The sequence below is a fragment of the Pseudoxanthomonas suwonensis 11-1 genome, assembly GCF_000185965.1.
Classification (GTDB): Bacteria; Pseudomonadota; Gammaproteobacteria; order Xanthomonadales; family Xanthomonadaceae; genus Pseudoxanthomonas; species Pseudoxanthomonas suwonensis_A.
Window position 1 is genome coordinate 1023033 of record NC_014924.1, and the last position, 11917, is coordinate 1034949.

The window sequence follows — 11917 nt, forward strand, 5'->3', positions numbered from 1 at the left end:
GTTCCAGCTTCAAGGGGAGAGGCTCATGAAGGCGGATCGCAGCAGGGGGCAGCGGGTCTCGTGGCTGGCGGTACTGCTGGCGGCAGTGATGCCGCTGGCCATCGCCAGTGACCTGAGCCGCTACAGCGAGGAAGGCCTGCGCACCGAGCTGGCCCGGATCGCCGATGCGGAAATGGCGGTGCTGGTGCCGATGCGCGACGGCGTCGGCCTCTCCACCAACATCTGGCGGCCCAAGGGCGCCGCCGGCAAGCTGCCGACCGTGCTGTGGAAGACGCCGTACAACGAGCACGCCCTACGCGGGCGCTCGGCGCAGCTGGCGATCGAGGCGGTGCGCAACGGCTACGCCTTCGTGGTGCAGAACGAGCGCGGCCGCTATTTCAGCCAGGGCGAATACCAGATCCTTGGCCATCCGCAGACCGATGGCTGGGACACGCTGGACTGGATCGCCGGCCAGCCATGGTCCAACGGCAAGGTCGGGACCCTGGGTTGCTCGTCCTCGGCCGAATGGCAGCTGGCGCTGGCGGCGCTGGACCACCCCGCGCACGCGGCGATGGTGCCGATGGCCGCCGGTGCCGGCATCGGCAAGGTCGGCCGCTTCCGCGAGCAGGGCAACTTCTATACCGGCGGCGTGCCGCGCACCCTGTTCGCGGTGTGGATGTACGGCGTGGACAACCCGCTGCGCGCGCAGCTGCCGGCAGGCCTGACCGGGGCGATGCGGGCGCGGGTGGCGCAGTACAACGACCTGCACGCGACCAAGCCCAAGGTCGAGTGGGCCAGGCACATCTGGCACCTGCCCTACAGCGAACTGCTGTCCTCGCTGGGCGAGCCACCGGCGACCTTCGAATCGATGATCGCCCGCACCCCGGCCGATCCGGCCTGGGAGCAGGGCGGGCTGTACCACGACTCCATGGGCTGGGGCGTGCCGGCACTGTGGTTCAACAGCTGGTACGACGTGTCCATCGGCGCGAACCTGGAGCTGTTCAACCACGCCCGCAACGCCGGCACCGATGCCGAGGCCAGCGCCCACCAGTACGTGGTCATCGGCCCCAACCCGCACTGCCAGTTCTGGCAGCTCGGCCCGGACTACACGGTCGGCGCGCGCAAGATGGGCGATGCCAGCTTCCCGGTCAGCGACCAGGTCTGGGCGTTCTTCGACCGCTGGCTCAAGGGCGATCGCAAGGCGTTCCCCTCCACCACGCCGAAGGTGCGCTACTTCACCATGGGCCTGGACAAGTGGCAGTCCGACGAACAGTGGCCGCCGAAGGCGGCCAGGCCGCTGCGCCTGTACCTGCATTCCGGAGGCCGCGCCAATTCGCTGTACGGCGACGGCCGCCTGTCGTTGGAGGCGCCGGCGGCCGACGCGCCTGCCGACCGCTTCGTCTACGACCCTGCCAACCCGGTGCAGACCATCGGCGGCGGCGACTGCTGCAACGGCGGCATCGTCGTTCCCGGCGCCTTCGACCAGCGCCCGGTCGAGGCCCGCCAGGACGTGCTGGTCTATACCAGCGATCCGCTGCAGCAGCCGCTGGAGGTGAGCGGCTTCGTCGACGCCGTGCTCAAGGTCTCCTCCAGCGCGCCGGATACCGACTTCGCGGTGAAGCTGGTGGACGTGGCGCCGGACGGCACCGCCTGGATCATCGGCGACACCATCCTGCGCGCGCGTTACCGCGACGGCTTCGAGGATCCGCAGCCGATGGAGCCGGGCAAGGTCTATACGCTGCAGCCCACGCCGATCGCCACCTCGATCCGCTTCGACGCCGGCCATCGCATCCGCGTGGAAGTAACCAGCTCGAGCTTTCCCAAGTTCGCGCGCAACCTCAACACCGGCGGCCCGAACGAAAGCGAGTCGACCCCCGTGGTGGCGGAGAACACCGTGCACCACGCCGCCGGAGCCGCCAGCTACATCGAACTGCCGGTGGTCCCGCGCTGAGCGCGCCACCCGGCATGGAGTACTGAATGAGCAACACGATCTACGGCCTGAAGAACTGCGACACCTGCAAGAAGGCGACCAGGTGGCTGGACCGCTTCGGCGTGCCGTACACCTTCGTCGACTACCGCGAGCACAAGCCCTCGCCCGAGACCCTGGTGGAGTGGGCGGGCAAGGCCGGCGGCTTCGACGCGCTGGTCAACAAGTCCTCCACCACCTGGCGCCAGCTGCCGGACAACCGCAAGGCGCCGGGCAGCGAGGCGGAGTGGAAGCTGCTGCTGCGCGAGCATCCGCAGCTGGTGCGCCGCCCGGTGGTGGTCAGGGAGGATGGCAGCTTCAGCCAGGGCTTCTCCGACAACGGCTTCAAGAAGCTGTTCGGCGTCGGCTGAGCCCGCCGCACCCTCCCCGCACTGCATACGGATCGAGAGCATGAGCGAAGTCCTGGACCTGGCCTGCGAGCTGATCGCACGTCCCTCGGTGACGCCTGGCGACGCTGGTTGCCAGGCGCTGCTGGCCGCGCGCCTGCAGCGTGCCGGTTTCGCCTGCGAATCGCTGCGCTACGGCGAGGTCGACAACCTCTGGGCCACGCACGGCAGCGGCGAGGGACCGGTGCTGGTGCTGCTCGGGCATACCGACGTGGTGCCGCCGGGCCCGCGCGAGGCCTGGGCCAGCGATCCGTTCCAGCCGCAGGTGCGCGACGGCGTGCTCTACGGTCGTGGTGCCGCCGACATGAAGGGCAGCGTGGCCGCGTTCGTGGTCGCCGCCGAGCGTTTCGTCGCCGCGCACCCCGACCATCCGGGCACCCTGGCGCTGCTGCTGACCTCGGACGAGGAGGGCGATGCCATCGACGGCGTGCGCCGCGTCGCCACGACCTTCCGCCAGCGCGGGCAACGCATCGACTGGTGCATTACCGGCGAGCCGTCCTCGACCGCGAAGCTGGGCGATCTGCTGCGCGTGGGACGCCGCGGCAGCCTCTCGGCCACGCTCACGGTCAGGGGCGTGCAGGGCCACGTGGCCTATCCGCACAAGGCGCGCAACCCGATCCACCAGGCCGCACCTGCACTGGCCGAGCTGGTGGCGCGGGTGTGGGACGAGGGCTACGAGAGCTTCCCGCCGACCAGCCTGCAGGTCAGCAACATCCACGCCGGTACCGGCGCCAACAACGTGATCCCGGGCGAACTGCAGGTGCTGTTCAACCTGCGCTACAACCCGCATTGGGACGCGCCGAAGCTGGAGGCTGAGATCGCGGCGCTGCTGGACCGCCACGGCCTGGACCACGAACTGCGCTGGCACCGCAGCGGCGAGCCGTTCTATACCCCCGAAGGCACGTTGCGCGTGGCAGCACGCGAAGTGCTGTCCGAAGTCGCGGGCGCGCCGCCGGAAGAAAGCACCGGCGGCGGGACTTCGGATGCGCGCTTCATCGCGCCGCTGGGGGCGCAGTGCATCGAGGTCGGGCCGGTGAACGCGAGCATCCACCAGGTCGACGAGAACGTGTCGGTCGCCGACCTGGAGGCGCTGCCCGGCCTGTACCAGCGCCTGGTCGAGCGCCTGCTGCTGCAGCCTGCGCGCTGAGCCCCGCGGGGCTCAGTTCGGTCCGCTGCGCTCGGAAGGGCGCGCGCGGCGGTCGAAGATCAGCGCGCTCAGGGCGATGGTGATGCCGAGCGCGGCACCAACCAGGAACAGCAGCACCGCCAGCACCGGATAGCCGAACAGGGTCGCCTGGGTCTCGATCCGCATCAGCATCGCCGAGGACATCAGCAGCGCCGCGGTCACCACCGCCGCGGCGATGCGGTTGGCGATCTTCTGCATGTTCTCCATGATCCTGGAGTGGTCCAGGCCATCGAGCCGGACCTGCATCTTGTTCTCCGCCAGCAGCGAGAGCGTGTCGGAGATCTTGCGCGGCGCGTCGCGCAGCAGTGCCTGCACCTCCAGCGCCTCGCTGGCCATGTTGGCGGTGGAGAACGACCGCCGCAGCTGCTTGCGCATGATCGACTGCAGGTGTTCCTCGACCACCTCCTGCACGTCCATCTCCGGATCCAGCGCATCGACCACCCGCTCCAGGTTGAGCAGGGTCTTGCCGAGCAGGCTGATCTCCGGAGGCACGCGCAGGCCGCGCTCGGCGGCACAGGCGACCAGTTCCAGCAGCAGCCGGCCCTCGGAAGTGCGCTTGCCGCCGGTGGCGTAGCGGGCCACCAGCTGTCCCGTGTCGCGGGCAAAGGCGGCGTCGTCGAACTGCTCCAGGCGGGTACCGATCGCCACCAGCTCGCGGGCCACGTCCTCGCCGCGCGCGTCCACCGCGGCGAACAGCAGCTTGAGCAGGCGCTCGCGCATGCGCGGCGCGACCTGGGCGACCATGCCCAGGTCGATCAGGGCCAGGCGGCCGTCGCGGCACAGCAGCACGTTGCCCGGATGCGGATCGGCGTGGATGTCGCCGTTGACGAACACCTGGTCCAGGTAGGCGCGCATCAGCTCGGAGGCCGGCGTGCACAGGTCCATCTCGGTGCGCTGCAGGCCGGTGACCGAGGTGACCTTCTCGCCGTGCACCAGCTCCATGGTCAGCACCCTGGAGGTGCTCAGGCCCCAGATCGGCGCCGGCACGAGGAGGTGCTGGTACTCGGACAGGCTTTCGCGGAAGCGCTCGAGGTTCTCGGCCTCGCGGCGGTAGTCCAGTTCCAGCAGCAGGATCTTGCGGAACTCGGCGATCCAGTCGGCGAAGCGCAGGCGGCGGCCGGCCTGGGTCAGGGCGTCTGCAGTCCCGGCGAGGCTGGCCAGCACTTCCAGGTCCAGGCGGATGGCGGCATCCATGCCCGGGCGCTGGACCTTGACCGCGACCTCGCGGCCGTCGCGCAGGGTGGCGCGGTGCACCTGGGCCAGCGAGGCGGCGGCCAGCGGCACTGGATCGAAGCTGGCGAATACGCGGCTGATCTTCGCGCCAAGCTCCTCCTCGATGATCTTCTCGATCACCGCCGTCTCCACCGGCCCCACCTCGTCCTGGATGCGGTCCAGCGCGTCGATGTAGGCGGCAGGCACCAGGTCGGGGCGGGTCGAGAGCGACTGGCCGAGCTTGATGAAGGCCGGCCCCAGCACCTCGAGGTCGGCGGCGAAGGCCTTGGCCTCGGCCACTTCGGACACGGTGCCGGCGGTCGGCTCCACCGCCGGCGCCGCGCTCCAGTCCATCCCGGAAAGGATGCGGCGATGGCGCGCGAGGCGGCTGACGACCTGGGTGGTGCGGGTGAGGCGGCGGCTGGTTTCTGGCAAGGCGGTGTCTCCGCGAGTACTGCATGGCCGGCGCCGGGTGCGCCGTGGGCGGAGTATTGGCGGGCCTGCGTGAGCGAGGCGTCAGTTGCCAAGGCAACGGTTGCGGTGCCCCCGGCGCGCGGTTAGTGTCGCCCCATGCCTTCGATCAGCCGCGCCAATCCGGCCAATGCCAACCGCAACAATATTGCGGGGAATAACCGTGCGCGACCGATGCGGGGGCGCCACCGGGCCTAGGCAGGAACAGGCCGGCGAACGACGAGACCCGCATCGACCGATGCGGGTTTTTTTGTGCCCGGCACCGGAGTGCGACCAGACACCCACGCAGCATCCATCCCAGGAGTCCTTCCAATGTGTTCGATCTTCGGCATCTTCGGCCTGCAACCGGGCGATGACCTGCAGGACCTTCGCCGGCAGTCGCTGGACCTGTCGCAGCGCCAGCGCCACCGCGGCCCCGACTGGAGCGGCGTGTACGTGGACGCGGGCGCGATCCTGGTGCACGAGCGCCTGGCCATCGTCGATCCGGCCGGCGGCTCGCAGCCGCTGCTGTCCGAGGACGGCGGGCTGGCGCTGGCGGTCAATGGCGAGATCTACAACCACAAGCTGCTGAAGGACGGGCTGCGGCAGCCGTACGCGTTCCAGACCGCGTCGGACTGCGAGGTGATCAACGCGCTGTACCGCGAGGACGAGCCGGCCTCGTTCCTCAACCGGCTCAACGGCATCTTCGCTTTCGCCCTGTGGGACAAGGCGAAGGGGCGCGCGATCATCGCCCGCGATCCGATCGGCGTGGTGCCGCTGTACTGGGGCCATGACCGCGAAGGCCGCCTGCGCGTGGCCTCGGAGATGAAGTCGCTGGTGGAGGAGTGCGCCGACGTCGCCCAGTTCCCGCCCGGCCACTGGTACGACACCGCCACCGGCGAACTCACGAAGTACTACGAGCGGCCGTGGCGCGACTACGACGCGGTCGAGGGCGTGGAAGTCACGCCTCAGGAACTGCGCGAGGCGTTCGAGGCGGCGGTGCACCGCCAGCTGATGACCGACGTGCCCTACGGCGTGCTGCTGTCCGGCGGCCTGGATTCGTCGCTGGTCGCGGCGGTGGCCGCGCGTTACGCCCGCCATCGCGTCGAGGATGGCGACCAGACCGAGGCCTGGTGGCCGCGCCTGCACTCGTTCGCCATCGGCCTGGAGGGTTCGCCCGACCTGGCAGCGGCCAAGGTTGCCGCCGAGGCGCTGGGCACCGTGCACCACGGCTTCGAATACACCTTCGAGGAAGGCCTGGACGCGCTGCCGGAGGTGATCCGCCACATCGAGACCTATGACGTCACCACCATCCGCGCCTCCACGCCGATGTTCCTGCTCGCGCGCCGGATCAAGGCCATGGGAGTGAAGATGGTGCTGTCGGGCGAAGGCAGCGACGAGGTGTTCGGCGGTTACCTGTACTTCCACAAGGCACCGAACGCGCGCGAGTTCCACGAGGAGCTGGTGCGCAAGCTCGACGCGCTCAACTTCTATGACTGCCTGCGTGCCAACAAGTCGATGATGGCCTGGGGCGTGGAGCCGCGCGTTCCGTTCCTGGACCGCGAGTTCCTCGACGTGGCCATGCGCATGGACGCCAAGTACAAGATGGTGCTCAAGGGCAGCGACGGCCCGCAGCGGATGGAGAAGGGCATCCTGCGCCAGGCCTTCGACGGCTACCTGCCGCCGGAGATCCTGTGGCGGCAGAAGGAGCAGTTCAGCGACGGCGTCGGCTACGGCTGGATCGACGGCCTCAAGGCGCATGCCGAGGCCCAGGTCTCCGACCGCGAGCTGGCCGCCGCCGACAAGCGCTTCCCGGTCAACCCGCCGCAGACCAAGGAGGCGTACTTCTACCGCACCCTCTTCGAGCGCTTCTTTCCGGGCCAGGCCGCGGCGGAAACGGTGCCGGGCGGCAAGTCGATCGCCTGTTCCTCGCCCGCGGCGATCGCCTGGGACGCCAGCTTCGCGAAGATGGCCGACCCATCCGGTCGCGCGGTGGCAGGCGTGCACAACGAGGCGCTGGCGGGGTGAAGCGCGGTGGCTCCCTCTCCCCTTGGGAGAGGGAGCGGTGGTGAGGGGCGGTATGTCACCCATGTGCGGGACCAGCCTTCTCCCCAGTTTCCCGCTGCGCGCCTGGCCCGCGCCTCGACAGGCGCGGGCGGTTGGCGGCATACGCGCCAGTAGCGCTTGAACATGCACTTCGCCCGGCGGGCAACGGGCTCCGGGCTAGTTGCGCAGCAGTTGCTCCACCAGCAACGGCAGTCCCACCGCGGCGCTGAGCGGCACGTGGTGCATGGGGCGGACGCCTGGCGCACCCGGCTGCGGATTGACCTCCACCACCACCGCATCACGCGGCGCCAGGCCGACCAGGCCTGCCGCCGGCTGGACCACGCCGGAGGTGCCGACCACCAGCAGCAGGTCGCAGGTGGCGATGCGTTCCTGCGCCTGCTGCCAGACGGTGTCCTCGAGCATCTCGCCGAACCAGACCACGCCCGGACGCACTTCACCGCCGCAGTGCGCGCAGCGCGGCGGATCCAGCCGCCGCTGCGCCGCGCCCGGAGGTGACGGCATCAGCGGGTGCGGCGCCGCGCAGTCGAAGCAGCGCGGCGCGAACAGGCTGCCGTGCAGGTGCAGTGCGCCGGCCACGCCGGCGCGCTCGTGCAGGTCGTCCACGTTCTGGGTGACGACCTGCGCGCCCAGCGCCTGCTGCAACCGCGCCACGGCCAGGTGGCCCGGATTGGGCCTGGCCTGCATCACCAGGCCGCGCCGCCATTCGTACCAGCCCCAGACCAGGGCGCTGTCGCGCCGCCAGGCCTGCGGCGTGGCCAGCTGCTGCGGATCGAACGCGTGCCACAGGCCGTTGCTGCCCGAGCGGAAGGTGGGGATGCCGCTGTCGGCGGACATGCCGGCGCCGCTGAACACCACGATGCGTTCGAAGCGGCGCGCCAGCGCCTGTTGCAACGAGGGATCGAGGACGACGTCTTCCATCGGCATGGATCAGCGATCGACAGCCGCCGGCTGCAGCGTGAGCGTGTGCAGCGCGGGGCCGGGCAGGAAGGGTGTCGGCCGCCCATGCACCCAGTCGTCGTGGCCGGCGCCCCAGAACGGCGAAAGCGGATGGCCACTCTGGCCGCCAGGCATGTGCGCCAGGCCATCGGCCTCGTGGCCGGGTGCGACCACCATGCGCTCAGAAGCGCCAAAGCCCGGCCCTTGTACCCGCGGCACCGTGGTGTCGCCGCGCAGCGGCTCGGCGCGCATGCACAGGCGGCGCGCCAGTGCGGCGGGCATGGCTCCAGAGAGCGGGTGGCAGATGCGCGCGGTATTGCGTTCGCCCCAGCGGCGTTCCGGCAGGGGGCCGGCCTCGACCAGTCCGTCGCGGACCTCGATGGCGGCATCCTCCAGCAGCGCCTCCCAGCTAGCGAAACCCGCCGGCAGCAGGTGCGCGGGGCGTTCGCGCAGCAGCGGCCACGCCACGCCGTCCAGCTGCGGGAACCCGGGCAGCTCGAAATCCTCTTCGAGACGAGCCAGCGCCGGCGCGGCCAGGCCGTTGGCGATGCGCGTGTGCACGGCCAGGCGCAGGCTGCGGACGATGCGGTAGGCCACCGATTCCGGCGCGGCATGGCCATTCCAGTCGTCGCTGGCATCGGCCAGTTCGCGCAGCGCCGAGCCGGCGGCCGCGCGCTGGCCTTCCGCGGCCAGCAGGTGGTGCCAAGGCTCCAGCAGCAGGGCCTGGTCGTCCAGCTGGATCGCCAGCAGCGCCTGTTCGTCGAAACGTCCGGCCCCGTGCAGGCGCTTGCGGATCTGCCAGGCGCGGATGCCATGGGCGTAGCCGGCATCGCCCACGCGCGCCAGCGCGTCGCCGTCGAGCGTGCGCGCGTTGGCGGTCCACAGGCGATGGTCCGGCGGATCGCGCAGCACGGGCACGGCCTGGGTGGTCATCGACCATGGCGTGCACGAGGGGATCGTTCCGTCGGGCTGCAGGCCGGTGCAACGCGGCTCGCGCGCGGGCAGCGGGCCGAGGATCCGCCACGCGATGCGGCCGCCACGGTCGGCGATGACCAGGTTCTGCGCCGGAATCGCGACGGTCTCGGCGATGGCCAGCGCCTGGTCCAGGTCGGCGGCAGTGGCGAAGTGGGCAAGGCCGAAGTTGAGTGCGCCTGGCAGGTGGGCGACCCAGCGCAGGGCCAGGGCCTGGCCGTCCACGTCGTGGTGGATGACCGGACCGGCGGCGGTCTCGAGGACCTCCACGCGTACGTCCTTACCCCCGGCGACGTGGAGGGTCTCCTCGTGGCGCATCACCGGATCGCAGTCGCCGGCCTGCCCCTCGGCACAGGGTCGCACCGGGAACCAGTCGGCGGTGTCGGCATAGGCGTTGGTGAAGCCCCAGGCGATATGGCCGTTGCTGCCCACGATCACCGCCGGCAGGCCGGGCAGGGAGAAGCCGCTGACGTCGACCTTGCCACCGGGCGCGGCCGGATCCGGATAGCGCAGGCGCACCCGGAACCAGATGTTGGGCGCGCGCAGGCCCAAGTGCATGTCGTCGGCGACGATGGCGCGGCCGTCGGCGGTCAGGGCGCCGGCCACGGCCCAGTTGTTGCTGCCGGGCGCGGCCGGATCGGGCAGGGCCTGGCCGGGCGTGGCGGGGGATCCCAGCTGGCCCAGGTCGACGCTGGCGGCATCCGGCAGCACGGCCTCGCCGCGGGCCTCGCCCAGCAGCGGTGCGTCCCACTGGCTGCCGTCGCGCAGCAGCAGGTCGCGCAGTGGCGCCGGCAGGTTCCTGCCCAGCCGCCACAGCGCCAGCTCACGGCTGTTGTTCGAGTCCTGCAGGTCGAAGTACATGGCGTAACCGGCCAGGGCCGAGTCCTCCACCTTCCAGGGACGGGGCTGCTGGCGCAGCAGCAGGTAGGCCCAGGGGCGCGCCCGCAACGCGGCCAGGCCGGCGTTGACGCCCTCGGCGTAGGCCTGCAGCTGCGGCAGGCGCTCGCCGGCAAAGGCATCGAGGTTGGCCTCCACGCGTGCGCGCAGGCGGTGCGTCCGCCGCTCGCGGTCCATCTCCAGGGCGCGAGTGCCGAACAGTCCGGCCAGCTCCCCGGCGGCGCTGCGCCGCATCAGGTCCATCTCGAAATAGCGTTCCTGGGCGTGGACGTAGCCCAGGGCGCGCACGGCATCGACCTCGCTGGCCGCATCGATGGTGACGATGCCCAGGGCATCGCGCTGCACGGTCACTGGTGCGGACAGGCCGGCCAGCGGCGGCTCGCCCTCCAGCGCCGGCAGGCTGCCGCGCAGCATCAGCCAGGCGGCCGCGGCCAGCACGACCAGGACCAGCAGCAGCGCGCAGGCCGCGCGCAGGAACCATCTGGGCATTGGGTTTTCCGGGACGGGGCGCCAGTGGCGCGGGGCGTGCGGTCGGGGCGCCGGGGCACCTGCAACTGCGACTGATTCCGATTGAAACATGGCCACCGCGCTTGCGGCACACTGCAGGCCTGCACCACCCGAGGAGTTCCCCCATGAAAGGCGATCCCGAAGTCATCGAGTGCCTCAAGGAGCTGCTGCGCGGCGAGCTGGCCGCGCGCGACCAGTATTTCCTGCACTCGCGCCGCTACGAGGACCTGGGCCTGAAGGCCCTGTACGAGCGCATCAACCACGAGATGCAGGAGGAGACCGAGCACGCGGACGCGATCCTGCGCCGGGTCCTGTTCCTCGAGGGCGATCCGGACATGCGCCCGCACGCGTTCACGCCGGGCGCCACCGTGGTGGAGATGCTCGAGGCCGACCTGCGGGTGGAGTACGAGGTGCGCGCCAACCTCGCCGCGGCGATGAAGCTGTGCGAGGAGAAGCAGGACTACGTCAGCCGCGACATGTTGCTGGCCCAGCTCAAGGACACCGAGGAAGACCACGCCTGGTGGCTGGAGCAGCAGCTGCGCCTGATCCGCATGATCGGGCTGGAGAACTACCAGCTGTCCAAGCTCGAGGGCGACGGCGCCCCGGCGCACGGCTGAACCCGCTGGCGCCGCCTTCCGGCCCCCGGGAGCGGGCTCAGCGGCGGCGCAGGCGGTAGACCGCGGTCGACAGCGCGGTCACGCCATCGGCGATGAAGCGCGGCTCCTGGGCCAGGATGTCGCGCCGTTCCAGCAGTTCCACGTCCCAGTCCGCTTCGAAGAGCCCGCGGACCTCCGCCTCGGGCACGGAGAACGGCGGGCCCTGCATCTGCGCCTGCGGGTATTCCAGGGTGACCAGCAGGCCCTCGCAGCCGCCTGGCAGGCGGCCGTACACCTCGCCGGCGTAACGGCGGCGCAGGTCGGGCGGCAGGGCGATCAGCGCGGCGCGGTCATAGACCGCCCGCATCCGCGCCAGGGTGGCGTCGGTCAGCGCGAAGACATCGCCTTCCACCAGGTCGATGCGGCCGGCGCGGTGGTGCAGTCCGTCCGCGTCGCGCTCCTGTTCCGGCACCAGGCCGGCCTCGGCGAAGAACGCCTGCACCGCCAGCGGCGAGAGTTCGCAGCCCAGGACCTGGTGGCCGCGTGCGGCCAGCCAGTGCATGTCCAGGGTCTTGCCGGCCAGCGGCACGAATACCGGCGCCCCTTCGGCCACTCCCAGCGCGGGCCAGTGCTTCTCCAGCAGCGGCATCACCGCCTCGCGATGGAACCCGGTGCGGCCCTCGCGCCAGCGCTGCAGCCAGAAATCCGGTTCCATCGCCTGCTCCCGTGGTGGGACTTGGGG

At 70.8% G+C, this 11917-nt stretch carries 9 protein-coding genes; 5 read left to right on the forward strand and 4 right to left on the reverse strand.

The features are described from left to right. The first annotated feature begins 25 nt into the window (after positions 1-25). The 3 genes from PSESU_RS04545 to dapE are packed head-to-tail and all read left to right on the forward strand — an operon-like array spanning position 26 to position 3499. On the forward strand, positions 26-1930 hold the full coding sequence (locus PSESU_RS04545) for a CocE/NonD family hydrolase (protein WP_013534593.1): 1905 nt from the start codon (positions 26-28) through the stop codon (positions 1928-1930). 26 nt (positions 1931-1956) lie between these two features. Continuing rightward, on the forward strand, positions 1957-2316 hold the full coding sequence (locus tag PSESU_RS04550; protein ID WP_013534594.1) for an arsenate reductase: 360 nt from the start codon (positions 1957-1959) through the stop codon (positions 2314-2316). Positions 2317-2356: 40 nt separating this feature from the next. Beyond that, positions 2357-3499, forward strand: a complete 1143-nt coding sequence (gene dapE, locus PSESU_RS04555; RefSeq protein WP_013534595.1) for a succinyl-diaminopimelate desuccinylase — start codon at positions 2357-2359, stop codon at positions 3497-3499. Between the two features lie 12 nt (positions 3500-3511). Here the strand turns inward: dapE and PSESU_RS04560 are convergent, their stop codons facing one another. Beyond that, positions 3512-5185: an ABC1 kinase family protein gene (locus PSESU_RS04560; protein ID WP_013534596.1), complete on the reverse strand. Its 1674-nt coding sequence runs from the start codon at positions 5183-5185 to the stop codon at positions 3512-3514. A gap of 348 nt (positions 5186-5533) precedes the next feature. Here PSESU_RS04560 and asnB point away from each other — a divergent pair, with 348 nt between their 5' ends. Continuing rightward, a complete protein-coding gene (asnB, locus tag PSESU_RS04565) occupies positions 5534-7228 on the forward strand; it encodes an asparagine synthase B (protein ID WP_013534597.1) in 1695 nt (564 codons plus the stop codon). Between the two features lie 195 nt (positions 7229-7423). On the opposite strand, the gene PSESU_RS04570 is transcribed toward asnB, so the two are convergent. After that, positions 7424-8185, reverse strand: coding sequence for an SIR2 family NAD-dependent protein deacylase (locus PSESU_RS04570; protein WP_041763845.1), 762 nt, complete (start codon positions 8183-8185; stop codon positions 7424-7426). Between the two features lie 9 nt (positions 8186-8194). Then, a complete protein-coding gene (locus PSESU_RS04575; protein ID WP_013534599.1) occupies positions 8195-10561 on the reverse strand; it encodes a penicillin acylase family protein in 2367 nt (788 codons plus the stop codon). A 143-nt stretch (positions 10562-10704) separates the two neighbouring features. Between PSESU_RS04575 and bfr the strand changes: the two genes are divergently transcribed. Next, positions 10705-11196 carry a bacterioferritin gene (gene bfr / locus PSESU_RS04580; protein WP_013534600.1) on the forward strand — a complete coding sequence of 164 codons (492 nt, stop codon included), beginning with the start codon at positions 10705-10707 and terminating at the stop codon, positions 11194-11196. Between the two features lie 37 nt (positions 11197-11233). Here bfr and PSESU_RS04585 read toward each other — a convergent pair whose 3' ends face one another. Next, positions 11234-11890, reverse strand: a complete 657-nt coding sequence (locus PSESU_RS04585; RefSeq protein WP_013534601.1) for a thiopurine S-methyltransferase — start codon at positions 11888-11890, stop codon at positions 11234-11236. Positions 11891-11917: the final 27 nt, after the last annotated feature.